This window comes from Brevibacterium antiquum (genome assembly GCF_016107655.1).
GTDB lineage: Bacteria > Actinomycetota > Actinomycetes > Actinomycetales > Brevibacteriaceae > Brevibacterium > Brevibacterium antiquum.
Map to the genome: position 1 here is coordinate 147,566 of NZ_JABASX010000001.1, position 23,034 is coordinate 170,599.

Annotated in this window: 23 protein-coding genes and 1 pseudogene; 14 read left to right on the top strand and 10 right to left on the bottom strand. The window is 60.2% G+C overall.

What is annotated here, in order from left to right; all coding sequences use genetic code 11:
- The first annotated feature begins 76 nt into the window (after positions 1 to 76).
- Positions 77 to 1,666 carry an acetolactate synthase large subunit gene (locus tag JFC13_RS00665; RefSeq protein ID WP_198395194.1) on the top strand — a complete coding sequence of 530 codons (1,590 nt, stop codon included), beginning with the start codon at positions 77 to 79 and terminating at the stop codon, positions 1,664 to 1,666.
- 16 nt (positions 1,667 to 1,682) lie between these two features.
- Here the strand turns inward: JFC13_RS00665 and JFC13_RS00670 are convergent, their stop codons facing one another.
- On the bottom strand, positions 1,683 to 1,913 hold the full coding sequence (locus tag JFC13_RS00670; RefSeq protein ID WP_198395195.1) for a hypothetical protein: 231 nt from the start codon (positions 1,911 to 1,913) through the stop codon (positions 1,683 to 1,685).
- A gap of 157 nt (positions 1,914 to 2,070) precedes the next feature.
- Here JFC13_RS00670 and JFC13_RS00675 point away from each other — a divergent pair, with 157 nt between their 5' ends.
- Positions 2,071 to 2,568 (top strand): hypothetical protein, encoded by a 498-nt coding sequence (locus tag JFC13_RS00675; RefSeq protein ID WP_198395196.1) that lies wholly within the window; start codon positions 2,071 to 2,073, stop codon positions 2,566 to 2,568.
- Positions 2,569 to 2,627: 59 nt separating this feature from the next.
- Here the strand turns inward: JFC13_RS00675 and JFC13_RS00680 are convergent, their stop codons facing one another.
- The 6 genes and pseudogenes from JFC13_RS00680 to JFC13_RS00705 form a co-directional block, all read right to left on the bottom strand.
- Positions 2,628 to 2,999 (bottom strand): PH domain-containing protein, encoded by a 372-nt coding sequence (locus JFC13_RS00680; RefSeq protein ID WP_198395197.1) that lies wholly within the window; start codon positions 2,997 to 2,999, stop codon positions 2,628 to 2,630.
- Positions 3,000 to 3,092: 93 nt separating this feature from the next.
- Positions 3,093 to 3,705, bottom strand: a pseudogene (locus tag JFC13_RS00685) (alcohol dehydrogenase catalytic domain-containing protein).
- Between the two features lie 187 nt (positions 3,706 to 3,892).
- Positions 3,893 to 4,360: a ribonuclease E activity regulator RraA gene (gene rraA, locus JFC13_RS00690; protein ID WP_198395198.1), complete on the bottom strand. Its 468-nt coding sequence runs from the start codon at positions 4,358 to 4,360 to the stop codon at positions 3,893 to 3,895.
- 70 nt (positions 4,361 to 4,430) lie between these two features.
- Positions 4,431 to 5,456, bottom strand: a complete 1,026-nt coding sequence (locus JFC13_RS00695) for a D-cysteine desulfhydrase family protein (RefSeq protein ID WP_198395199.1) — start codon at positions 5,454 to 5,456, stop codon at positions 4,431 to 4,433.
- A gap of 37 nt (positions 5,457 to 5,493) precedes the next feature.
- Positions 5,494 to 5,970, bottom strand: a complete 477-nt coding sequence (locus JFC13_RS00700; protein ID WP_198395200.1) for a hypothetical protein — start codon at positions 5,968 to 5,970, stop codon at positions 5,494 to 5,496.
- A 276-nt stretch (positions 5,971 to 6,246) separates the two neighbouring features.
- Positions 6,247 to 7,575 (bottom strand): dicarboxylate/amino acid:cation symporter, encoded by a 1,329-nt coding sequence (locus JFC13_RS00705; protein ID WP_232488021.1) that lies wholly within the window; start codon positions 7,573 to 7,575, stop codon positions 6,247 to 6,249.
- A gap of 163 nt (positions 7,576 to 7,738) precedes the next feature.
- On the opposite strand from JFC13_RS00705, the gene JFC13_RS00710 reads away from it, so the two are divergent.
- Together JFC13_RS00710 and thpD are read left to right on the top strand one after the other, a co-directional pair.
- A complete protein-coding gene (locus JFC13_RS00710) occupies positions 7,739 to 9,595 on the top strand; it encodes an acyl-CoA dehydrogenase (protein ID WP_332839298.1) in 1,857 nt (618 codons plus the stop codon).
- 146 nt (positions 9,596 to 9,741) lie between these two features.
- The gene (thpD, locus tag JFC13_RS00715) at positions 9,742 to 10,647 is read left to right on the top strand and encodes an ectoine hydroxylase (protein WP_198395201.1); all 906 of its coding nucleotides are present in this window, start codon (positions 9,742 to 9,744) and stop codon (positions 10,645 to 10,647) included.
- A 61-nt stretch (positions 10,648 to 10,708) separates the two neighbouring features.
- On the opposite strand, the gene JFC13_RS00720 is transcribed toward thpD, so the two are convergent.
- Positions 10,709 to 10,966: a hypothetical protein gene (locus JFC13_RS00720; protein WP_198395202.1), complete on the bottom strand. Its 258-nt coding sequence runs from the start codon at positions 10,964 to 10,966 to the stop codon at positions 10,709 to 10,711.
- Between the two features lie 216 nt (positions 10,967 to 11,182).
- Between JFC13_RS00720 and JFC13_RS00725 the strand changes: the two genes are divergently transcribed.
- Positions 11,183 to 11,365: a hypothetical protein gene (locus tag JFC13_RS00725; RefSeq protein WP_198395203.1), complete on the top strand. Its 183-nt coding sequence runs from the start codon at positions 11,183 to 11,185 to the stop codon at positions 11,363 to 11,365.
- 158 nt (positions 11,366 to 11,523) lie between these two features.
- Here JFC13_RS00725 and JFC13_RS00730 read toward each other — a convergent pair whose 3' ends face one another.
- Positions 11,524 to 12,453, bottom strand: coding sequence for a LysR family transcriptional regulator (locus JFC13_RS00730; protein ID WP_198395204.1), 930 nt, complete (start codon positions 12,451 to 12,453; stop codon positions 11,524 to 11,526).
- A 513-nt stretch (positions 12,454 to 12,966) separates the two neighbouring features.
- Here JFC13_RS00730 and JFC13_RS19205 point away from each other — a divergent pair.
- The 4 genes from JFC13_RS19205 to JFC13_RS00750 all read left to right on the top strand — a co-directional run bounded on the left by JFC13_RS19205 (position 12,967) and on the right by JFC13_RS00750 (position 16,480).
- Positions 12,967 to 13,599, top strand: a complete 633-nt coding sequence (locus JFC13_RS19205; RefSeq protein ID WP_232488160.1) for an MBL fold metallo-hydrolase — start codon at positions 12,967 to 12,969, stop codon at positions 13,597 to 13,599.
- 7 nt (positions 13,600 to 13,606) lie between these two features.
- Positions 13,607 to 14,986, top strand: coding sequence for an MFS transporter (locus JFC13_RS00740; RefSeq protein WP_198395206.1), 1,380 nt, complete (start codon positions 13,607 to 13,609; stop codon positions 14,984 to 14,986).
- Positions 14,987 to 15,401: 415 nt separating this feature from the next.
- A complete protein-coding gene (locus JFC13_RS00745) occupies positions 15,402 to 15,905 on the top strand; it encodes a DUF805 domain-containing protein (RefSeq protein WP_232488022.1) in 504 nt (167 codons plus the stop codon).
- A gap of 68 nt (positions 15,906 to 15,973) precedes the next feature.
- Positions 15,974 to 16,480 (top strand): DUF3237 domain-containing protein, encoded by a 507-nt coding sequence (locus JFC13_RS00750; protein WP_198395207.1) that lies wholly within the window; start codon positions 15,974 to 15,976, stop codon positions 16,478 to 16,480.
- A 60-nt stretch (positions 16,481 to 16,540) separates the two neighbouring features.
- On the opposite strand, the gene JFC13_RS00755 is transcribed toward JFC13_RS00750, so the two are convergent.
- Entirely contained in the window at positions 16,541 to 17,887 is a 1,347-nt protein-coding gene (locus JFC13_RS00755; RefSeq protein ID WP_198395208.1) for an MFS transporter, read from the bottom strand.
- A gap of 281 nt (positions 17,888 to 18,168) precedes the next feature.
- Between JFC13_RS00755 and JFC13_RS00760 the strand changes: the two genes are divergently transcribed.
- The 5 genes from JFC13_RS00760 (at position 18,169) to JFC13_RS00780 (ending at position 23,020) form a co-directional block, all read left to right on the top strand.
- Positions 18,169 to 19,020, top strand: coding sequence for a methylenetetrahydrofolate reductase (locus tag JFC13_RS00760; protein WP_198395209.1), 852 nt, complete (start codon positions 18,169 to 18,171; stop codon positions 19,018 to 19,020).
- Between the two features lie 44 nt (positions 19,021 to 19,064).
- On the top strand, positions 19,065 to 20,468 hold the full coding sequence (gene ligM, locus JFC13_RS00765) for a vanillate/3-O-methylgallate O-demethylase (protein ID WP_198395210.1): 1,404 nt from the start codon (positions 19,065 to 19,067) through the stop codon (positions 20,466 to 20,468).
- 70 nt (positions 20,469 to 20,538) lie between these two features.
- Complete coding sequence (locus JFC13_RS00770; protein WP_198395211.1) at positions 20,539 to 21,141, top strand: PadR family transcriptional regulator; 603 nt, start codon at positions 20,539 to 20,541, stop codon at positions 21,139 to 21,141.
- Between the two features lie 201 nt (positions 21,142 to 21,342).
- A complete protein-coding gene (locus JFC13_RS00775; protein ID WP_198395212.1) occupies positions 21,343 to 21,900 on the top strand; it encodes an XRE family transcriptional regulator in 558 nt (185 codons plus the stop codon).
- A 7-nt stretch (positions 21,901 to 21,907) separates the two neighbouring features.
- Positions 21,908 to 23,020 carry an ABC transporter substrate-binding protein gene (locus tag JFC13_RS00780; RefSeq protein ID WP_198395213.1) on the top strand — a complete coding sequence of 371 codons (1,113 nt, stop codon included), beginning with the start codon at positions 21,908 to 21,910 and terminating at the stop codon, positions 23,018 to 23,020.
- Positions 23,021 to 23,034: the final 14 nt, after the last annotated feature.

The window sequence follows — 23,034 nt, forward strand, 5'->3', positions numbered from 1 at the left end:
GGCGTGATAAGACTGAATGAACTGCTGATCACGGATGCCGAAGCCCTCCGTGGCCGACTTGAAAGGAGATGATGGCATGAATGGCGCCGAGAGCCTGCTGGAGACGCTGGGTCACAACGGAATCGAGGTCTGCTTCGCCAACCCTGGCACCTCGGAGATGCATTTCGTGGCTGCTCTGGATCGACAGCCTCATGTCCGCGGTGTGCTCGGTCTCTTCGAAGGCGTCGTCACTGGAGCTGCCGACGGCTACTCGCGGATGCTCGACAAGCCCGCGGCCACCCTGCTGCATTTGGGTCCAGGTGCCGCCAATGGTCTTTCCAGTCTCCACAACGCTCTGCGGGCCCGGGCCTCGATAGTCAACATCATCGGCGATCATGCCGGCTACCATCGGAGCCTTGACGCACCGCTGACCTCTGACATCGAAGGCGCACTGCGGCCCTTCAGCAACTGGGTGCGCACATCACCATCGGCGAACTCGATCGCCAAGGATGCCGCGGATGCCATCGGCTACAGTCTCTCGGGCCAGATCAGCTCGCTCATCCTCCCCGCCGACACTGCGTGGAATAGTGCCGATGAGTACACGCAGCCACCGAACGCGATCGCGCCCACCCCGGCCTCAGCCAATCCGTCCGAGATCGAAGCCGCAGCAGTCCGACTGCGAGCTTCAGGCCCACGCACAGCCATCCTCCTCGGCGGGCGTGCCCTGCGCTCGTCGCAGTTGGAGGTGGCTGTCCAGATCGCCGAGGCGACTGGTGCGACTTTGCTGGCAGAGACCTTTGCCGCACGGACCGAACGAGGTGCCGGTCGGCCGATGGTGACGAAGATTCCGTACCCGGTCGAGCCGTCTGTCGAGCTCCTGAAGAACTTCGACTCGCTCATCTTCGTCGATGCGAAACCGCCCGTCGCCTTCTTCGCCTACCCCGATAAGCCGAGCGTGCTCACCGCACCGGGCACCACCTTCTTCACGCTCAGTCCGATCGGCGCCGACTCGCTGCAGGCACTTGAATACCTTCACGAGGCAGTCGGGGCTGGATCGGCGGACAATCACCTCGCCGGGGCAGCCGGAAGTTCACTTAAGCGGTCTTCTCTGCGCGCGGAGTTGGCTCCGGCGCCTGTTCCCAGCGGCACCATCACTGCGGCGAAGCTCGCCGCGTGGCTCTCGGGTGCCATCCCCGAGAATGCGATCGTCCTCGACGAATCCATCACCACGGGCCGGGATTTCTACGCACAGACGGCCGGGTCACAACCCCACGACTACCTCGGCGGCACCGGCGGATCCATCGGCTGGGCACTTCCCGTCGGTGCTGGGGCTGCGATCTCGAGTCCCGACCGGAAGGTCATCGTCCTGGAATCCGACGGTTCGGGAATGTATAATCCGCAGTCTCTGTGGACTTATGCACGGGAGCAGCTCGACATCGTCGTCCTCATCTTCGCCAATCGGAAATATCAGATTCTGCGCAATGAGATGTCCAATGTCGGCGTCCCCGATTTCGGGCCGAAGGCAGAATCTCTGCTCGACATCGGCAATCCTGCCATCGACTGGGTCTCGCTGTCCTACGGCATGGGTGTACCGGCGACGCGAGTCGAGACCATCGAAGACCTTGATCGCGATTTCCGCGCAGGCCTGGCCGATTCGGGCCCGCGACTCATCGAGGTTCTCGTCTGATCTCAACTGAGCGATGTCAGCCGAAGGTGTCGCCTGCCTTCGACTCGTCAACAGCCTCATGTGAGCCATCGGGATTGAGATAGAGCTTCACTCCCTCATGCATGGCAATGGGCTGAAGACGGGACTCCGAATGGTCCTCGGTGTAGCCGACCTTCTGACCTTGGCCGATATTCACACTCGTGAATCGTTTTGCCAGATGGCTGATCGGATTGATGTATCTGTGTGATTTCTTCACTTCTGCGGTCATGATGTTTCGCCCCGATTCAACGCAGATTTCGTAGACCCATGATAGTTCTGGCGGCTGTGAAAGCTCCTGGGATTCTGCTCGGAATGAGCTATCGGCGACAGGGTTTGAGGGCCACCCGGAGTGCAGGGAGCCGGCCGGATGTCGATAGGGTGGAACCATGAAGTCTGTTCCTCATCTCGTCTCGGCATTGACCGTGACTTGTGCCCTTGCGCTCGGCGGCTGCAGCGCCAAAGAGTCCGACACGAGTGACATCGAACCCGGACAGAGCGCCGAGGTGCCCACCAGCGACTTCGACAGCACCGATGCGCTCGGTGACTATCTTCGCGGCAGCATCGATGAGGCTCATGTGCACCGCGAGTCCGAGAGCAACCCGGACTTCGACCATGAAAGAGACGTCGACCGCCTGCACGTCGAGTTCCCCTCATCCGGACAGCCGAACACCGATAAGAAGGCCACCGCCGACGCGGTTCAAGGCGCAGGAAACGCCGAGTTCGACTATGACATGCTCATGGTCACCGGCACCACCGATGAAGGCACCTGGTCATACATGTTCAGCACCGACACCGTGAAGGACCTGACCAAAAGCGGCGAGGCCGTCGCATCGGACACGGTGTGGGACTCGGCTGACCAGGACTTCGACTCAGTGCATCGCTGAATCGCAAGCACGCGCGGAAGCGCAAGCGCTCGACCGATCTCATCTGGCTCCGGACCGGATCACCCGATGACGGCCTGAGCGATGAGGTTGTCGAGCCTGCGGACATCGAGGCCCTTGCCGATCCTGATCTTCAGGTGACCGGCCCGGGTCCACAGCTCGAGCTCGGCGTTGAAGTCGAGCTTTCCGCTGTTCTCACTCGACCACATGTTGATGGACGAATAGGGGATCGAATACATCTCGATCTTCTTACCTGTCAGGCCCTGCGCGTCGCGAATGATGAGTCTCTTGTTCGTGAAGATCGCCGAGTCGCGGATCGTTCTATATGCAGCGACCGGAGTCTCTCCTGCAACCAGGATCGGACTCAGGTCATCTGGAATGGGGCACTCGGAGGTGAAGGTCCACGCTGCCAATGCCTGAAGTTCGCTAGCCATGACCGAATCATACTATGCAAGTAGTCGAGCGTTGAAACCGCTTGGGCTCCACCCCAGTTGAGGCGGAGCCCAAGCAGGACATCGTCTGGCAGATCAGGTTCGAGGATCGACGATGATCTTCACGTGCTGCTCATTGTTGTTAATGAGCTCGTCGAAGCCGCCCGAGACCAACTCATCGAGCCCAATGCGCCCGGTGATGAAGGGGGAGAGGTCGATCTTCCCGCTGCGGACGAGTTCGATCGTGGAGGGGGCCTGATCGAGGGGGATCTCACCGATCGGATGGGCCCACTGCCGCTGTACGACGATCTTCTCCGACAGTCCACCGCCGCCACCACCGAGCCCGATGAAGTTCATATCCTGCGAAAGCTGATAGCTCTCCCCGATGCTCGTATCGACATCTTCGCCGATGATGTAGGGCTCGACGACGACGTTCTGTCCCACCTCAAGATCAGAGACGCCCTCGCCGAGGCTGGTGATTTGTTCCCGAGAATTCGTGGCCCATGGTCACCGGTGCGGATTCACCCGAAATCGGATGCGGGTGTCCCTCTGGTGGGACGAAGATCGGGCCTTCGAGGTACTCGTGCAGGTCGGTCCCGCAGATTCCGCACCACGCTACGTCGATTGCGACGGTTCCGGGCTTCAGTTCGGGCTCGGGAATGTCTTCAATTCGGATGTCATTGCGATCATAGAATCGTGCTGCCTTCATAAGAGTCGGCCCTTTCGTCATTGAGAACGCAGCCGGTCTGACCAACGGCGGAGATCATCGATGACTCGTGAAGGCCGTGGCTCCTGGCCGAAACTCTACTTCGCGAAATCCCGCACTGCATCGCACCCTTATCGTCTTGTGAGAATCTTCGCGCTCAGCAGGATGCCTGGCCAGGATGCCCGCCTCGCTATTTCTCGACGACGACTCCGTCAGGATCGGCGAACACCATTGCGCCGGGGCGAATGGTGGCTCCACCGATTTCGAGAGTCACATCGAGCTCACCGTCACCGGTCTTGGAACTCTTGCGCGGGTTGCTGGCCAAGGCTTTGATTCCCAAGCCCATCGACGACAGCGCGACTCGATCGCGGACGGCTCCGTTGATGACGACACCTGCCCAGCCGTTGCTCACGGCGAGTTCGGCGATCATGTCACCCATGAGTGCAGTCGCGATCGAACCGCCGCCATCGATGATGAGCACGGCCCCGTCGCCGGGCTGGGACAGAGTCGTCTTCGCCAGCGCATTGTCCTGGTAGCAGCGCACGGTTCGAGCCGGACCGGAGAACGAGTCCTTGGCGCCGAAGTCACCGAAGTTCAAAGCGATCGAATCCAGTTCTGGTCCTCGTTCGTCCCAGAGATCAGCGGTCGAGACTGTCATGGTGTTGTCCTCCAGGTAGGTGAGTCACACAAATAGGTCAATTGAGAAGACGTTCGTCGTTGGTTCCAGACTATGCGAATGCTCCGGCGCGAGCATAGAGTCCGGGCACTCCACCCGAATGGATGAAGACCACGTTGTCGTCGGGCCCGAACCGCCCCTGACGGACCAGATCGATGAGGCCGGCCGCGGCCTTCCCGGTGTAGACCGGATCAAGCAGGATGCCTTCGGTCTGAGCGAGGAGTCGCACGGCTTCGACCATCTCCGGGGTCGGCAGCGCATACCCGGTGCCGAAGTAGTCGCCCAGGCCGAGACTGCGTTCGCGGGGGACTGCCGGCAGGTGAAGGAACGAGGCCACCTCGTCGACGAGGTTGACGATCTTCGGCTCCTGGTCCTCCTGCGTGCGACTGACATTGATGCCGACCACGGGAATCACACTGCCGGCGGCGTGGAGGCCGACGACGAGTCCGGCCTGCATTCCAGCGGACCCACTCGGGGCAACGATCGACGATACGTCCAGGCCCACCTCGGCGAACTGGGCAAGCAGCTCCTGTGCGCAGTCGACATAGCCCAGTGCGCCGGTGACGTTCGAGCCGCCGACCGGGATGACATATGGATTGCGGCCCTGAGCCTTGAGCTCGCCGGCCGACTCGGTGGCACGAGCAATGAGGTCACTGCCGTTGGGATGAACCTCAACCGAATCCGCGCCGAGGAGGTCGAAGAGCAGAAAATTGCCCGTGTGCTCCGGTGGATTGCCACCGGCATCCGCTGGGATCGGCGCGCCCTCGGAACCGAGATCCTCCTCGAGGACCAGATGACATTCGAGCCCCTCACGCCGGGCTGCCGAGAGCGTGAGTCGACAGTGGTTGGACTGCACCCCGCCCGCGGTGACGAGGGTGTCAGCCCCTTGTGCCAGGGCATCGGCGATGAGGAACTCGAGCTTACGAGTCTTGTTCCCACCTTGAGTCAGACCCAACTGGTCATCACGTTTGATCCAGATCCGCGGACCGCCCAACTGCGAGCTCAGGTGCTCGAGATGCTCAAGCGCGGTGGGTCCGTGGGTGTATCGGCGGCGGGGCAATGCGTTCAGGTCAACCATGGTTCCCGAGTCTACTTGCCACCCGCTGTCGGGAGGTTCAGTGAGACGGCTGGGTGCGGTCCTTGAAGTAGACGTGGTGAACCGCGGGGTGCAGGCCATGAGTCGCGGCTTCGTTGTTGACACCGAAGGTCAGCAGTTCTCCGGTGACCTTGTTCTTGTAGACCACGGAGGACGACTCGTCGGCCCCGTCAGCCGCGATGCGATCCCACTGAGTCGCATGCTCGTCACCATGCTCGGTCAGGGCTTCGACGACGCCGGGTGTGGCGTATTCGTTGACCTCCTCGTCGGAGCCGACACCCCACGCCTTCACAAGCGCATCCGCGTAGCCGGACGCATTCCTCGGATGGCCATCGCTGTGCGCATCGCGGGCAACGTTGGCTTCGGCGCCGGACCCGGAATCTGCTGTGGAGTTCGTTGCAGCCAGCGCGGATCCGCCGGTGAGCGCGACTCCCGCAAATCCGGCGATCGCGGCGACTGACAGTGCTGTTGCTCGTTTGCGAAAGGTGGTGTTCATAGCGTCGTTGCCTCCTGCTGTGACGGTCAGTGCGAGTGACCGTCAGTGATATGTCATCGATCCAGCTGATTATCGTCTTTGCAGGTGAGCGACGAACAACGGTCCCTGAGAAAACTCTCAGTGACTGTTGCAGTTCTGCGAATTTCACATTGCGATGAGGTCGCAACTTTGAGATATTCGCATGGAACCTTGTGGAAAAGTCGCATCAATGGCCCTGACAAGGGCTCTTTCAAGGAAGATGTCGAAATAGGATCGTGATCAAGAATTCTCGCGAGATCAAGAATTCTCGGGGGAAGCCACCTCGGCGGGGGAGATCTCCGAATCATCGGCCTTGTCCATCCAGTCCTTCCCGTCGAGCACGCGCGCGACCATCATGGAACTGGCCTGGTCGCCGACCGCGTTGACGGTGGTGGCCGGGGGATCGATGACGGTGCCGATGATCTGGATGATGGGCAGGGCTGCGGCCGGGAAGCCGTAGAGAGTGATGATCATCAGCTCGCCGATGAACCCGCCCGAGGGGATGCCTGCCATGACCATCCCGGCCAGCAGTGCCACGGCGATGCCGATGAGGATGTTGCCGGGGGTGAAGAAGTCGCGGCCGAAGACGGCGAAGAGGAAGGCGATCTTGAGGATCGCGGACAGGCTCGAGCCCTCCATGTGGATCGTCGCACCGATCGGGATGATCGTCTCCCGGATATCGCGGGGCACGCCGATGCGCTTGCCGGCTCGCAGATTGGCCGGGATCGCCGCTACCGAGGAGGACGTTCCCAAGGAGATCGCCGTCGGTTCGATGATGTTCGACCAAAACGCGGTGATCCCGCGTCGGCCGCCGGCGAGGAAGGAGTAGAGCGTGAAGGCGAGAATGAAGTAGGCGATCGCCACCGGATAGTAGACGAGGAAGGCACGGACGTAATCGCCGACCAGCTGTGCCCCGAGCTCACCGATGAGGGCCGCGAAGTAGGCGCCCAGGCCGATCGGGGCGTAGTACATGATGATCGCGGTGAATTTGAGGAAGACCTCGGAGCCGGAATGGAGGAACGCAGCGAACGGTTTGCCCGTCGGGCCGATCTTCGACGTGGCGATGCCGACGATGACGGCGAAGACGATGAGGGCGAGCATGTGTTCGGCGGAGAGGATCTTCGAGAAGTCATCGACGACGAAGGTCGACACCAGCTGATCGCCGATCGACCCGACCTCTTCCACGTCCTTGGGCTGGGTCATCTCGACCTGGACTCCCTCGGTGGCCTTGGTGATCCACAGGGCCGCGATCATCACGATCGAGGCGATGATGCCGGTGATGGCGAAGATGCCGAGCATGCTGCCCAGGATCTTGCCCAAGCGCGTGGCCGAGGACATCCCTGCCACCGCCGAGGAGATGGAGAAGAAGACCAGCGGCACGACGAGGGTGAACATCATGTTGATGAACAGAGTGCCGAAGGGTTTGATGACCGTGGCCTTCTCGCCGAAGATCAGCCCGATGATCGCTCCGATGACGACGCCGGTGAGGATGAACAGCGGGAACCGATAGTTGCGCAGGACCTGCCCGAATTTCGACGAAGTCGTGGGTGGGGTCTCGGCAGTCGGAATGCCTGAAGTGGATGCCATGACGTGACGACCTTTCCGGGAATATTGGGGTGTTCTGAGAGCAGGGCGGACTGTCCTGGAAAGCCTAGAGGATTGAGCGGATGCAGGTTGAGGCAGACTTCCCCATGAGAGCGGTGACCGACGCACCCTCTGCTTAACGATCAATTAGTTTAGACTGAGGTTCGTGAACGATCAGAACCTGGACAAGGTTGCCCCTCCTGCTTCCACTGACTCCCTGCTCTCGTCAGCAGACATCGAGTTCCTCCTCTATGACTGGCTGCGCGTCGACGAGCTCTGTGAGCGTGAACGATTTTCCGGGCACTCCCGTGAAACCTTCGACTCCGTACTGGCTGCCAGTGAGGAACTGGCCAAGGAGCACTTCGCCCCGCATGCGAGGAAGTCCGATCTCAACGAACCGACCTTCGACGGTGAGAGCGTCACCCTCATCCCCGAGATCAAGACCGCACTGGACCGATTCGCCGACGTCGGATTGCTCTCGGCGACCATGGACGAGAAGGTCGGAGGCATCCAGCTGCCCCAGACCGTGGCCACGGCCTGCTTCATCTGGTTCCAATCGGCCAATATCGCGACATCGAGCTACCCGATGCTGACCATGGCCAATGCGAGCCTGCTGCTCGAATACGGGACACAAGAGCAGATCGAGACCTTCGTCTTCCCCGAGATCGAGGGGCGGTTCTTCGGCACCATGTGCCTGTCCGAGCCCGAAATCGGCTCCTCACTCGGCGACGTCACCACACGAGCCGTCCCCGACCCTAACGGCCCCGAAGGCACCTACCGGGTGCATGGGACGAAGATGTGGATCTCCGGCGGCGACCACGAACTGTCCGAGAACATCGTCCACCTCGTCCTCGCCCGGGCCGAGGGCGACGGACTCGGAACCAAGGGGCTCAGCCTCTTCATCGTCCCCAAGCACCTCGTCAACGAAGACGGCAGCCTCGGGCAACGCAATGACGTCGTGCTCTCAGGCCTCAACCACAAGATGGGCTGGCGCGGGACCACGAACACGCTGCTCAACTTCGGCGAGGGCACCCACACACCGCACGGTGCATCGGGTGCTGTCGGCTACCTCGTGGGGGAGCGTGGCAAGGGCCTGTCCTACATGTTCCACATGATGAACTCGGCGCGCATCGGTGTCGGCGCCGGAGCCGTCGCTCTCGGCTACCACGGCTACCTCGACGCCCTGCGCTACGCGCGTGACCGTCGCCAGGGTCGTTCAGACGATGGCCGCGGCAAGGATTCCCCGCAGGTGCCGATCATCGAACACGCCGATGTCCGCCGCATGCTCTTGTCCTCGAAGAGCTACGTCGAAGGAGGCCTCGGCCTCATCCTCTACGCCGCCAGGCTTCTCGACGAATCCGAAACCGCAGACACCGAGGCCGACCGTGCACGCGCAGCCCTCCTCCTCGACGTGCTCACCCCGATAGTGAAGACCTGGCCAAGCGTGTGGGGGCTGAAAGCCAATGACCACGCGATTCAGGTCCTCGGCGGGGCCGGCTATACCCGCGACCATGCCGTCGAGCAGCTCTTCCGCGACAATCGACTCAACCCGATCCACGAAGGCACACACGGCATCCAAGCCAAGGATCTCCTGGGCCGTAAAGTCATCATGGGTGGGGGAGAAGGGCTCAAGGTGCTTCTGACGGAGATGCGATCCATCCTCGCCGAGGCGGGCGCTTCGACCTCGTGGAAGGCCGAATCCGTCGCGTTGGGAGAAGCCATCGACCGCGTCGAGACCGTCACCGCCGCTGTGTGGAAGTCCGGTGAACCCGTTCATGCCTTGGAGAATGCGTGGACCTACCTCGAAGCGGTCGGGCACACGGTCATCGCCTGGCTCTGGCTGCAACAGGGTATGGCCGCCGAGGCCGCCGCGCACTCGCGTGGTGACTCGAGGCTGCTGAGTGGCAAGATCGCTGCCGCCCGCTACTTCTTCGTTCACGAACTGCCGCAGACCGGGCCCTGGTTCGACCTCGTGGAAAGTGGCCCATCGACGTTCACGGGCTTGGACGACAGGTGCCTGTGAGGATGTGACGAGGTGAGGTCCTGTCGGCTTTCGCCCAGAGCATCTCCCTGTTACGGTGGCGGCACAAGCGGAATGGTCCTGTCGTTCCCCTTAAGAATCAGTTCCGGAGCGACGAGGCTTCCGCACTATCCGAGGAGGGAAGCACGATGACAGTACTCTCACCGTCGACAACCACGGATCTCTACCCCACTCGCACCGGCGAGACGACTGAAGTGTTCGACCGCAGGGGTCCGATCGCCTTCGGCTCGGCCGAACAGGGCCCCCTCGATGCGAAGTCGCTGCAGCATTACGATGACAAGGGCTATCTCACCATCGACGAGCTCATCACCCCGGAGGAACTCGAGACGTTCCGGGCCGAACTGCACCGCCTGGCCAATGACCCGACGGTCAAGGACGATGACGCCACCATCGTCGAGGCGAAGTCCAACGAAGTCAGGTCGATCTTCGACATCCACCGCAGCAATGAGATCTTTCGTAAGATCGCCAATGATCCCCGGGTCATCGCCCGCGCGGAGCAGCTGCTGGGGTCCGAGGTCTACATCCACCAGAGCCGCATCAACTACAAGCCCGGGTTCGTTGGCAAGGAGTTCTCCTGGCACTCCGACTTCGAAACCTGGCACGCCGAGGACGGCATGCCCGAGCCACGTGCAGTGAGCCTGTCATTGTCGCTGACTGACAACTACTCGTTCAACGGGCCGCTGATGATCATGCCCGGTTCGCATCAGCGCTACATCAGCTGTGTCGGCGGCACCCCGGAGGACAATTACAAGAAGTCACTGGTCATGCAGGGTGCGGGCACTCCCGATCCGCAGACGCTGAGTGACTTCGCCGATGCCTACGGCATCGATGTTCTCGAGGGACCTGCCGGTGGTGCGGTCATGTTCGACTCCAACTGCATGCACGCCTCGAACGGCAACGTCACCCCGTATTCGAGGTCGAACATCTTCATCGTCTACAACTCGGTGGAGAACACATGCGTCGAACCTTTCGCCGCACCGAAGCCGCGGCCGGAGTTCGCCGGCAGCACGGACTTCACTCCGGCTGGTTCCTAAGAGATGAAGCCCGGCACCTGGATGATCAGGTGTCGGGCTTCGTGCTTGGGGCGTGTGAGTGTCAGTCGTTCGAGTCGTGGGAGACCGCTTCCGGATCGATCTTCGACTCGTCGATGGCCTCATGTGAGCCATCCGGGTTGCGGTAGAGCTTCACGCCCTCGCCGTCGGCAGCGGTTCGGGCTTCCTCTTCGACGTGTTCCTGAACGTATCCGGGAGTTGATCCGTACGAGACGTCCGGTCCGCTCGCCTTCGAAGCCACCTCGTCGAGTTTGTCGTTGATCTTCTCGATCTTCTTCCGCTGATCCTGATCGTCAGTCATGTCTCAACACCTCGCTTTGCTCAGATCGTACGTGGCCCTCATGGTACTCCGGGATCGCCCAGACAGCGGGAGACCGATGCAGTCCGCGCCGTCATCGTGGGAAATGTGTCCTCAACGGTTCATGTCAATCATGGTCGCGCAGTATCGCAAAGGTGATTGAGCGCGCATGATGGTGATACCAGGTTCGAGCTCTGAATTCCGAGGGGAGGTGCAGCCATGTCTGAGAATCACCAGCCAGAGAACGGGCAGGACGAGTCCTCAATCTCCCCCGCCGAGGCGACCGACGGTTCCGCTGAGAGGTCAGAAGCCGCGCAGAGCCGTCACGACCACGACGACAAGATGGTCGACGAATGGGAAGACGAATCATTCCCCGCCAGTGACCCGCCAGGACACTACTGACTAGGCCACGAGAGTGGTCCAGACGACGAGGCCGCCCGGAGGCCACAGCGAAACGAGCAGCGCACTGCCCCGACAGATGAAGACATCCGTTCGTCGGGGCAGTGCGCCGTGTTGTGTAGCTGGGACTCGTTGTGTGAAATGGCTGAGTTCCGTTCCACTCATGCCGTCCATCGTGAAGGATCGGTATCCTCAGCGACTCGGCTGAGCACGTCCAGCGCGGTGGACACCTTCTTCGACACCCGCGCCTCTGCCATCGTCACTGCCACAATCGTGTTAGAGAATTCGGGGTTCGTCACAGGCAGATATCTCACGCGCATGCCCTGAAACGACCGGATCTCTGGGTGGGGCACAGCATTGGCAAGTGAGAACCCGAGGCCCCAAGCCACCATTGAGCGAATCGTTTCCGCGTTCGGCAGGAGCCATCTGACCTTCGGTTCGTGCCCCAAGCCTCTGATCTGCCCGATGAGTAGATCTGCGGTTGGAGGCGAGTCGAGGAGAATTAGCGGGTCGTCGATGAGCTCGGCGATTTCGACTCCGCTGCGATCCGCCAAAGGATGATCTGCTGCAACCACTGCATGGAGCTGAACTTCGGACAATGGGTGCTTTTGGAGTCCCTCGATCTGAACCTGCTTGCGATACATCACAGCCAGATCTATCTCACCCCTCAGGATCATCTGCTGAATGGTAGTCGGGTGGGCTTCGACGAAGCTGACATCAATCTTGGGAAATCGGCGGCCGAAATTTGAGGCAGTTCCGGGAAGCATCCGCGGAGCTGCAGTCGGGATGCAGCCGATGCGCAATGGTCCATGAAGGACGGCAGAGTCTTCGCTGACCGAATCTACAGCTTCAGTGACTGTGGCCAGAATCGACTTGGCGCGTATTCCGAACTCCCTGCCGGCGCTTGTCGGTCGGGCACGTCTCGCTGGCCCGCGGGCAACAAGAGTGACGTTCAACTGCTTCTCCAGTTGGCTGAGTGCTGCCGACATTGTCGCCTGAGACACGTTGGATGCGGCGGCCGCAGCGCTGAGGGAACCGTGGTCAAGGATGGCGAGAAAGTACTCGATCTGTCGGAGGGTAATATCCTTCATCGGTTTTACCTATGTCCTTGGTGACAATAATTTGATTTTCTTTTCGATCTTGTCGCGGAAGACTGAACAGAGTCAACTCATCTACGCAATGAAGCACGAGGCATCCTCACAATGAACAGATCCACAATGAAAGTCATCACCCTGGGTACCGCGGGGGGACCGCGATGGTGGAAGGGTGATCTCAAAGACCGCGCCGGCATCTCCACCGCGGTTGTCGTTGGAGACCGTTTCTATCTCATTGACGCCGGACATGGAGTCGGGCGTAGGGTCCGGCAAGCAGGATTGGATCTCGGTGACCTAGGCGGAGTGTTCATCACGCACTTGCATTCGGACCATACAATCGACCTGCCCTCTCTCGTCGTATTCGGAATGCACGAACTTCAGCAACGAGTCGACACTCCTGTCCCACTCGTCGGGCCGGGGCAGCGCGGAGCGCTCCCTCCAATCTCCCCGCGAGCGAAGTCCACGCCCAAACCAGTTGCTCCGGATAATCCGACTCCTGGAGTCGCCGGCATGTTCAAGAGCATCGTTGAGGCGTTTGCCACCGATATCAATGATCGGGTCCTCGATTCTCTTCGACCGTCACCAGAGCTGCTATTCGACCCACGCGAAATTGAGATACCCGAGGATTCCGGTTATCACCCGAATGATCATCCGACACCCGATATGGAACCTTTCGTCATTTTCACAGATGACCTGGTGACCGTCTCTGCAATCCTGGTCGAGCACCCGCCCATCGCGCCGGCGTTCGCGTTCCGCTTCGACAGCGAATACGGTTCAGTGACCATTTCGGGTGATACCTGTGAAACAGCCAACATGGTGCGTTTGGCTCGAGAGACCGATCTGCTTCTGCACGAAGCTATTGACTTCAGCTGGGTGGAAGACAAATACAGCCACCGCACCGATGACGAAGGAATAGCGTCGCGCGACCACCACTACAAGTCACATACTTCAGTCGATGGTGCGATCCGGATCGCAGACGAAGCCGGAGCGCGAACTTTGGCACTGCACCACCTAGTACCCGGTTCTGCGGACGAGTCCGTCTGGTCTCGAGGGAGCGAACAGTTCCCTGGGACGTTCCTCGTCCCGGAAGACCTCGACACTTTGTCTATTTCAACACCAACACGCGCGACACTCAGGAGCTGAACGCACAATGACGAACAACAATGATGTTGTCGATTCCGAAGGTCTGCAGACTTCGCTCAAGACTCCAGAGATGCGACGAATCCTGGCTTCGAGTTTCGTTGGGTCTGCAATCGAGTTCTACGATTTCATTCTCTACGCCACGGCGTCGTCGATTGTCTTCGCACAGCTCTTCTTCGCCGGATTGGGTCCAGGGCTCTCGCTCTTTGCTTCGTTCAGTACTCTAGCGGCAGGCTATCTGGCCCGACCGCTCGGAGGCATAATCTTCGGGCACTTCGGCGACCGTGTGGGTCGCAAGAAGGCACTCATCGTATCCATGGTGATGATGGGGGTCGTCACAGTCGTTATCGGGCTCATGCCATCGACCGAATCGATCGGAATGATCGCACCGATATCCCTTTTCGTCCTTCGGATCGTCCAAGGAGTCGCGGTCGGCGGTGAATGGGGAGGAGCGGCCCTTATGGCGTTGGAGCATGCACCGAGGAATCGCCGCGGTCTGGCCGCGGCATTCGCCAATGCCGGTGGTCCGGCCGGTGCCATTCTGGCGACCCTCGTCCTGTCTTTGACAGCTACGCTGACAGGAGATGGATTCGCGACTTGGGGTTGGCGACTGCCGTTCCTCTTGTCTGCTGTGCTCATCGTTGTCGGTCTCGTGATTCGTCTCAAAGTGAGTGAGACTCCAGCGTTTCAGCGACTCGAATCGGAAAGCGACGAGCGGAAGGTCCCGTTGCTTACAGTCTTTGCCAGTTACAAACGACAAGTGATCGTAGCACTGATGGCTACGATGACCATTTATGTCACGCAGGGACTGACTACAGTCTGGGGCGTTTCGGTCGCCGTGGCGGCTGGTGAGGACAAGTCAGAGGTACTCAATTGGAAGGCGCTCGGAGCGTTGACCACTTTGATCGTCACCTTTCTGGTCGCTCGGCTCAGCGATCGAATCGGTCGCAAGCTGACCCTGATCGGGGCGCATATTGTGGCGGCCGCGCTAGCGCTGCCAGTCGTGCTACTCATCGTCAGCGGGGAAGTCCACCAGTACGCGATCGCGATCATCCTTGGAAATGGCCTCGTCCAGGGCTTGTGCTACGGACCGATCGCAGCCTACGTTTCGGAGCTATTTCCACCACAGGTCAGATATTCAGGTGCGTCTGTCGGATACCAACTCGCTGCTGCATTGGGCGCCGGCCTCTCTCCGATGGTCGCCTCGGCGCTCATCCTCGTTCCCGGTGCCGGCCCATATCTGATCGCTGCAGCTTGGGCGTTGATTGCGCTCCTCGGCGCGGTCGCAGTATTCATGAGCCGTTCCTACTTAGACGGAGGGACCTCTCAGACAGAACCTGCGATAGGAAGCGTTCAGAAAATCACAGGAAATCAGCGAACTGCAGTGTGAAGTTTCCTGTTGTGCAGCACAAAGTGCGATCTCTCAACTGCTCACATGTCGCCCGAAGACCTCATTGGTCTTCGGGCGACGCGTGGGGTGCACAACTGGCGGGTGACCTCATTCCAAGAACTGAGAACGCGGCTTCTACCGTGAGACGTCGAATCGGGCAGGCAGGATGTCGGGGAACGCCGGCTTTCTGCTGTCGCCCCTTACAACAGAATGGAGGTCTGCAGGGATCGACATACACTTTCAGAAATGGTCGACGAATGGGAAGACGAACCATTCCTGCGGGTGATTCACGAGGATACGACTGATCAGTTCACGATTGAGATGAAAAACCTACTTTCGCGGAGGGTAGGGAAGTCGGGCCGGCCGCGTCAGTCCACTGCAGATCACACTAATCGTGTCCGAGTATTCTGAATGCATGACCCACGACCCCATGCTCACGAATAGTCCGAGCACGCAGGATGAGAGCACTGCTGGGACGACCACACGCAACACCGACGCGCCAATGCTGGGCGCAACGCCGAGTGCCGCAGTGGGTCGCTATTTCCGCAAGTACGCTGTCGTCTCAGGGCGAGCCAGTCGCAGTGAGTACTGGTGGATAGCGCTGCTCAGTCTTGTCATCTACGGTGTCGGCGGTGCCCTCGCCGGTGTGATCCAAGTGGCAACTGCTGGAACGAACGCCTACGGCGACATCAGCGACGAAACCACATTCGGTGCGGGACTGATCAGCTCACTGCTGTTCCTGTATTTCCTCGTCACTATCCTTCCCAACATCGGTCTCGGTGTGCGCAGACTCCACGACGTGAGCCTGAGCGGGTGGGTGATACTGATCGGCATCGTGCCCTTCTTCGGTTCACTCATTCTCTTCGTCCTCTCCTTGCTGTCGAGCAACCCTTCCGGACAGCGATTCGACCGACGGTGAGCGCGGACGACACGACCCCGATCACCGAGGGGCAACCTCGGCGGTGATCACAGAAGGGAAGCAGGACAATGCCACAAGCACCAGGTCCTCAAGGCGCCGGAATCGCAAGCGGGATCACCCCACCGGACTTGTCCTACTTAGCCACCATTGACGTTGATGTGGACGCACCGATCACCATCGGCACTACGGTCGACGGGTTGCGCAAGGTCGCCCCGATCCGCGGCGGAAAAGTCTCAGGCCCGGGACTGCGCGGAGAGGTGCTTGACGCCGGTGCCGACTTCCAGCAATACCCCAGTGAGACCGTGGCCTACCTTGCCGCAGACTATGTACTCAAGACCGATGACGGGCACCACATCCTCGTCGAGAATCGGGCACTGCGCACCGGCAGCAGCAGCGATCTGAACAAGTTGATGAATGGCGAACAGGTCGACCCCGAGCGAATCTATTTCCGCTGCCTACCGCGACTGAGCGCCGACCAGTCGGGCCCGTATGCCTGGCTCAGCGACGTCCTGTTCATCGGCTCGGGTGTCCGCAGCCCCAACGGCGTGCGGATCGACATCTTCCAGGTCCACTGACACCCGCCGACTCCGCTCGCACCATCCAGTGCCGCAGACATCGGGCCTATGACCTGACCGCTATACTCCTGCAGCTTCTCTGGCGTCCGGGCGACGGTTGGCCTCGACATCGACTCCGCGCATGCCCAGAAGCACGACTGCCGCCAGCAGAAGCACCACGCCGACGAAGACGTAGATCGCCTGCGGAGTCCATCCGCCGTCGAGCATCGCACCGGTGGCCGTCGGGGCGATGATCGCGCCGAAGCGACCGATCCCGATTCCCCAGCCCACACCGGTCGACCGCAGTGAAGACGAGTAGGACTGCGGGGTGAGAACGTAGAGTCCGGCGATGCAGCCGTTGCTGAACATGCCGACCAGGACACCGACGATGACGACCAGGACGATCCACTGCGCGGTGAAGATGAACACCGCCATCAGGATCGCGGCCAGCACTGAGAAGCATGTCAGCACCGACCGGGTCGACCAGCGCGAGGTGAACAGCCCGAAGATGACAGAGCCGATGGCCCCGCCCAAGGTCAGTCCGACAGTGACGATCATCGACAAGGTGTCGGTGAGCCCGGTTTCGTGCATGAGGCGCGGGGTCCAAGAGTTGACGAAGTAGAAGCCGAACATCACGATGAAGAACGTTGCCCAGACGACGAATGTGACCCGGCGGTTGCGACGGTTGAACAGAGCCAGGACACCCGAGTCGCTCGTCGCGTTCTCCTCAGCGATGCTCGTGGCACAGAGATCAACACTGTCGGTGAAGCCCAGCTTCCGAGCAATGACGTCGAGGTTCTTCTGTGCGTTCGCCGGTTGCCGGTTGTAGAGATAGGACGGTGATTCCGGCACCAGCAGCAGCACGAGAATGAGGGACACCGTGGCGAGGCATCCGCCGAGGACGAAGACCGCGCGCCACCCTGAGGTGGCGATGAGTGAGACCATCACCGATCCGCCGAGAGCTGCACCGATGCCGTAGCCGGCGGTGTAGATGCTGATGACCAGGCCGCGGCGCTTGCGGGAGGCGTACTCCGCGCAGATGACATTGGTGCCCACCAGAATGCCGCCCACACCCAGTCCTGTGACGACGCGCCAGATGCCCAGCTGAGCCGCCGAGGTGGCGGTGGCGGAGAGGAAGAGACCGCAGATATTGACGATGAGAGCCACAATCGTCATGTTCCGTCGCCCGATCCGGTCCGCAACCGGGCCCAGGACCAGGGCGCCGATCGCCATGCCGAGCAGCGCCGCACTCATCACCAATCCGAGCACCGTCCCCGAGAGTGAGAACTCCTCGCTGACCTGATTCGAGGAGAAGGAGATGGCGAGGACGTCATAGCCGTCCAGGGCGTTGAGAAAGGTGCAGATACCGACGATCAGCCATTGATAGGCCGACATCCGAGAGGTGTTGAGTCGTTCGCGCAGGTCCACCGCATACTCCGATTCTGAGGTGAGATAAGCACCCGCATCATTGCGGGATACCTATGATGATAGTGAAAGCGTGACGCTCAGCACATTATCAGTGGCTTCAGGCTCGAGCAATGCTTGTGCATTGCCGAGTGTGCTCATTGCACCCAGGTGCCACCAGTCGAGGTGCCACCAGCGGGAGACGGTTTACCTGCGGGAGATCATTTACCTATGGACATAGGTAAATACCTATGCGTATAGTGATTTTAAGAACCCACCGCAGTGTTCACGAAAGGAATCGCCACGTGGAGGCAACGACCGCAACCAAGGTGCTGGACGACTTCTCCTTGGAGATGACCGGCAAAGACGTCCCCAGCCTGCAGCAGGCTGCCCATGCGATTCCTCAGGGAACGCGCGTCAACGTCACGTTCCTCGGCAACGAGAACCTGCAGATGCGTGTCGAGGCCGCCAAGGAAGTCCTCGAGCTCGGGTTCGTTCCCGTTCCTCATATCTCGGCCCGTAGGTTGAAGTCAGAGACCGAGCTGCGTGAGTTTCTTCAGGCTCTGCAACAGGCCGGAGCCAGCGAGTATGTCTTCGTCGTCGGGGGAGACCCGGCAACTCCCGAGGGCCCCTATTCCGATTCGCTCTCGGTCATTCGTACCGGCATCCTGCAGGAATACGGGGTGACCGAGGTGGGAATCGCGGGTTACCCCGAGGGCCATCCGGACATCAGCACGGCGAGCCTTTGGGAGCACATGGAGGCCAAGAGCGCGTCCCTGGTAGAACAGGGGCTGGGTCAAGTCGTCCTCACTCAGTTCGCCTTCGACGCCGAGGCGGTCGTGGCGTGGGTCCATGAAGTGCGCGGCCGCGGCATCGAGGCTGACCTTCGCATCGGCACCCCCGGTCCCGCAGGCATCAAGCGACTCCTGGGCTATGCCCGCCGCTTCGGTGTGGGCACCAGTGCGGGAATCGCAAAGAAGTACGGATTCTCGCTGACGAATCTGATCGGCACTGCCGGACCGGAGCGATTCCTCAAGGATCTGACCTCTTACGAATCCATCACCTCGGCGTCCTCAGGGGTCAAGACCCACTTCTACACCTTCGGCGGACTCGCGGCCACAGCCGAATGGGTCCAAGACTTCACCGCACAGGCCTGAACGCCAGGCACACACAGAGATAAGAACAGAGAGGTTCATCGACCATGACCGACAATCTCCAGCAGATCCTCGATTCGACCAATGCCGTTGACCATCTGCGCAATTCGCAGATCGGCTCGTACATCTATCCGGTCGTCCCCGCTGACTTCACCAACTGGATCAAGGAACAGAAGGCATGGCGTGAGACCGCTGTCCTCTACGATCAGTCGCACCACATGGACAACGTGTTCCTCAAGGGCCCCGATGCCATCAAGCTGATCTCTGACACCGCGATCAACTCCGTCGCCAAGTTCGCTGTGAACAAGGCCAAGCAGTACGTGCCCACCACCGAATCCGGCCACGTCATCGGCGACGGCATCCTCTTCCACGAGGCCGAAGACGAGTACGTATACGTCGGACGCTCACCGGCATCGAACTGGCTGCTCTATCACGGTGAGACCGGCGGCTACTCGAACCTCGACGTCGAGGTCGACCGCAGGTCCCCATCACGGCCATACGGTCACGCCGTCAGCCGCCGCTACTACCGCTTCCAGATCCAAGGCCCCAACGCCTGGGCGATCATCGAAAAGCTCAACGGCGGCGAGCTGGAGAAGCTGAAATTCTTCAATATGTCGACCATGACCATCGCCGGCAAACAGGTTCGCACCCTGCGCCACGGCATGGCCGGTGCCCCCGGCCTCGAGATCTGGGGGCCCTACGAGGATCACGGCGTGATCCGAGATGCCATCGTCGAGGCGGGTGCCGAGTTCGGTCTGCTGCCCGTCGGCGCGCGGGCCTACCCGTCGAACACACTGGAGTCGGGGTGGATCCCCTCGCCGCTGCCGGCCATCTACTCCGGAGAGGCCGAGCGCGGCTACCGCGAATGGCTCGGCGCCGACAGCTACGAAGCCACCGGGACCCTGGCCGGATCGTTCGTCTCCGACAACATCGAGGACTATTACCTGACTCCATGGGAGCTCGGCTACGGGTCGTTCGTGAAGTTCGACCACGACTTCATCGGCCGCAGTGCCTTGGAAGCCATGGATCCGGCAGCCCAGCGTAAGAAGGTGACTCTGGCCTGGGATGCCGATGATCTGGGTGAAGTGCTGGCCTCCCCGCTCAATGTCGATGGACCGAATTACAAGTACTTCGACCTGCCCTTGGCCAACTACGGTTCGGCGAACTATGACTCGGTCGTCGATGCCGAGGGCCATGTCGTCGGCTTCTCGATGTTCACGGGGTACTCGGCCAATGAGCGCCGAGGTCTGTCCTTGGCCACGGTCAATCCTGACGTTCCCGAGGGAGCTGAGCTCAAGGTCGTGTGGGGCGAGCCCGATGGCGGTACAGCGAAGGCATCGGTGGAGAAGCACGAGCAGACAGAGGTCGGTGTCGTCGTGAGCCCCGTTCCGTATTCGACGGTTGCACGTCAGACCTACCGTGGCGGGTGGCGCACCGGCCAAGACGCCTGAGAGTTGTAGTCTGAGGGGGTTCGGGCAACAGGCCCGGGCCCCCTCGCTGATTCACAGAATAGGAACCACGATGAGTCTCCGAAGCGCTCTCCTGGCGTTGCTGCGCATCGGCCCGATGTCCGGCTACGAGCTGCAGAAGCAGTTCTCCCAATCCGTTGGTCACGTGTGGCACGCCCCGGATTCGCAGATCTATCCCGAGCTGCGGAAGATGGCGACAGAAGAGCTCATCATCGCTGAGGAGCAGACTCGCGGATCTGCTGGAATGCGCCGTGTCTACCATGTCACCGAGGCGGGGGAGCAGGCCTTCATTGACTGGATGCACAGTCCGTTGAAGTACCAGCGCACACGCGACGCCGCTCACTTGAGGGCCGCATACCTCGAGTCGGCTGACCAGGACGCCGTCTTTACCTTCCTCCACGAGCACATAGCTCACTGGACGAGCGAGCTCAAAGTCTGGGAGGACGAGATCGCCACCATTGAAGCTCTCGAATCTCCGATGCTCAATCGTCGTCTGGCAGTCACGGCCGATGAAGACCGTGAAGTCACCATTGAGTATAAGAAGTTCGCCTACGAGGGTTTGGCCGCCCGAGCCCGCAGCGAGATCGAATGGGCCCAGCGAGGCCTGAAGCTCAGCAAGAGGCTCGAACGAAAGAACGCGCAGACCGCACAATAGGGCGTCGGGGCTTGCTACTGTGACCTCTTGGGTAGGCGCCAGCCGGGTTAAGTGTGATTGTGAACTATGTCCAAAAATACAGTGACACTCTTGTAAAAATGTGATCTGTTTCATACTATTGTCATACTTCGAAGGAGAAGAGGGCAAATGGCTCAGAGTGCTTCACTGTCACCAGAATCCGTCAAAAAGAGTGAGCCGTACATGTCAGGCAATGACGCGTCTCAGGTCCTTGCGGAATCCATCAAGAAGCTGCGCACATCGCAGAAGATGACTCAAAGTGAGCTAGCGTCGAGAGCGCAATTGAGCACCTCGTTCATCAGCCAACTCGAGCGAGGAAACACAGATATCACCTTCAGCACGCTGACACGATTGTGTGCGGCTCTGGGCACGACAATCGGCCATCTGTTCCCGGCAGACCAGCCGAGCGGCCGAATAGTACGGTTCGACGAATACAGGCACCTGGACTACAACGGAGTCGACAAGTACGTCATCACCCGCGAAGAGATGGCAGACGTCGATGTCTGCCTGTTCGACTTCCCGCCCGGGTCAAGCACCGGAACACGAGTCCCTCCAGGGGTCGATCGCACCGAACTGTGGATCTGCCAGGCAGAGTACCTCGGCATCGACATCGGCTCAGATGTTCACCTCCTCAAAGCCGGTGACAGTCTTGACTTCGCCTCCGATCGAACGAACACGGTCTACAACCCAGGACCGAATTCAAGCAGAGCGCTCTTAGTGATCAAGAATCATAAGAAATAGAGGAATCATGATGAAACGATATTCCGCAATTGCTGCGGCACTGATATTGCCATTCGCCCTCACCGCATGCATGCAAGGGGGAGGGAGCACCAGCGAACTCAACGCAGAGGATTTCAAGGATCCGGTCGCCGGTGAAGTTGCCGAAGGATCGTTGGACGGTACGACGATGACGTTTGTCTCCTGGGGCGGAGGGCTCCAAGATGGTCAGACGAAGGCCTTCTCTGAGCCATTTGCCAAACAATCCGGGGCAGAAGTGCTTTCGGATGGTCCGACGGACGCCGCTAAGCTCAAAGCTCAGGTAGATTCCGGCAATGTCTCCTGGGACGCAATCAACGCAAGCCCCACGCAGAACGCCGCGAATTGCGGTACTTTGTTCGAGAAGCTGGATCTCTCGCTCATCGATACCAGCAAGATCCCCGAAGGTACTCCGCAGGGCGACTGCTACCTGCCATCTCTGGTCTATGTCTATGGAATGTTCTACGACGCGGACAAATACGGCGACAATCCTCCCACCGGGTGGAAAGACTTCTTCGATACGGACAAGTTCCCCGGCACTCGTGCCGTTGAAGGCCGTCCATCGGCTACCGCTGGAACATTCGAAGCAGCGCTGTTGGCTGATGGTGTGAAGCCGGATGACCTGTTTCCCCTCGACACAGAACGGTCCTTGAAGAAGTGGGACACCATCAAGAAGGACGTCAAATACTGGCAGACAGGTGCTGAGCAGACTCAGATGGCCCAGGCCGGCGAAGCCGATATGATCTTCGGCTGGAGTGGCCGGATCTATGAAGCCAATCAAAACGGTTCTAACTTCAAACCAGTCTGGGATCAGGGATTCCTTGCCAGCGATACTTTCTCGATTGCCAAAGACTCGCCGAACAAGATCGCTGCACATGCCTATATCAACTACGCGTTGGGTGCGAAGCAGCAGGCAGAAATGGCGGAGGCGACCAGCTATTCGCCCGTCAACGTGGACTCCAAACCGAAATTTGAGGGCGAAGCCAAGGAATTCAATGTAACGCGGCCCGAAGTGCTCGACGTGACGCTCCCGCAGAATGCCGAGTACTGGGGAAAGAACCAGGAGGAGCTTTACGCCGCCTGGGGAGATTGGCTCAATAAATGAGCGGTTTCGTAAAG

What these genes read in the sequence shown, in the direction of transcription:
- JFC13_RS00665 (WP_198395194.1), top strand. Translation starts at nt 77, where the DNA reads ATGAATGGCGCCGAGAGCCTGCTGGAGACGCTGGGTCACAACGGAATC.
- JFC13_RS00745 (WP_232488022.1), top strand. Translation starts at nt 15,402, where the DNA reads ATGACCCACGACCCCATGCTCACGAATAGTCCGAGCACGCAGGATGAG.
- JFC13_RS00680 (WP_198395197.1), bottom strand. Translation starts at nt 2,999, where the DNA reads ATGGCTAGCGAACTTCAGGCATTGGCAGCGTGGACCTTCACCTCCGAG.
- JFC13_RS00730 (WP_198395204.1), bottom strand. Translation starts at nt 12,453, where the DNA reads ATGAAGGATATTACCCTCCGACAGATCGAGTACTTTCTCGCCATCCTT.
- JFC13_RS00700 (WP_198395200.1), bottom strand. Translation starts at nt 5,970, where the DNA reads ATGAACACCACCTTTCGCAAACGAGCAACAGCACTGTCAGTCGCCGCG.
- JFC13_RS00720 (WP_198395202.1), bottom strand. Translation starts at nt 10,966, where the DNA reads ATGACTGACGATCAGGATCAGCGGAAGAAGATCGAGAAGATCAACGAC.
- JFC13_RS00780 (WP_198395213.1), top strand. Translation starts at nt 21,908, where the DNA reads ATGATGAAACGATATTCCGCAATTGCTGCGGCACTGATATTGCCATTC.
- rraA (WP_198395198.1), bottom strand. Translation starts at nt 4,360, where the DNA reads ATGACAGTCTCGACCGCTGATCTCTGGGACGAACGAGGACCAGAACTG.
- ligM (WP_198395210.1), top strand. Translation starts at nt 19,065, where the DNA reads ATGACCGACAATCTCCAGCAGATCCTCGATTCGACCAATGCCGTTGAC.
- JFC13_RS00770 (WP_198395211.1), top strand. Translation starts at nt 20,539, where the DNA reads ATGAGTCTCCGAAGCGCTCTCCTGGCGTTGCTGCGCATCGGCCCGATG.
- JFC13_RS00675 (WP_198395196.1), top strand. Translation starts at nt 2,071, where the DNA reads ATGAAGTCTGTTCCTCATCTCGTCTCGGCATTGACCGTGACTTGTGCC.
- JFC13_RS19205 (WP_232488160.1), top strand. Translation starts at nt 12,967, where the DNA reads ATGTTCAAGAGCATCGTTGAGGCGTTTGCCACCGATATCAATGATCGG.
- JFC13_RS00695 (WP_198395199.1), bottom strand. Translation starts at nt 5,456, where the DNA reads ATGGTTGACCTGAACGCATTGCCCCGCCGCCGATACACCCACGGACCC.
- JFC13_RS00670 (WP_198395195.1), bottom strand. Translation starts at nt 1,913, where the DNA reads ATGACCGCAGAAGTGAAGAAATCACACAGATACATCAATCCGATCAGC.
- JFC13_RS00705 (WP_232488021.1), bottom strand. Translation starts at nt 7,575, where the DNA reads ATGGCATCCACTTCAGGCATTCCGACTGCCGAGACCCCACCCACGACT.
- JFC13_RS00725 (WP_198395203.1), top strand. Translation starts at nt 11,183, where the DNA reads ATGTCTGAGAATCACCAGCCAGAGAACGGGCAGGACGAGTCCTCAATC.
- thpD (WP_198395201.1), top strand. Translation starts at nt 9,742, where the DNA reads ATGACAGTACTCTCACCGTCGACAACCACGGATCTCTACCCCACTCGC.
- JFC13_RS00750 (WP_198395207.1), top strand. Translation starts at nt 15,974, where the DNA reads ATGCCACAAGCACCAGGTCCTCAAGGCGCCGGAATCGCAAGCGGGATC.
- JFC13_RS00775 (WP_198395212.1), top strand. Translation starts at nt 21,343, where the DNA reads ATGTCAGGCAATGACGCGTCTCAGGTCCTTGCGGAATCCATCAAGAAG.
- JFC13_RS00740 (WP_198395206.1), top strand. Translation starts at nt 13,607, where the DNA reads ATGACGAACAACAATGATGTTGTCGATTCCGAAGGTCTGCAGACTTCG.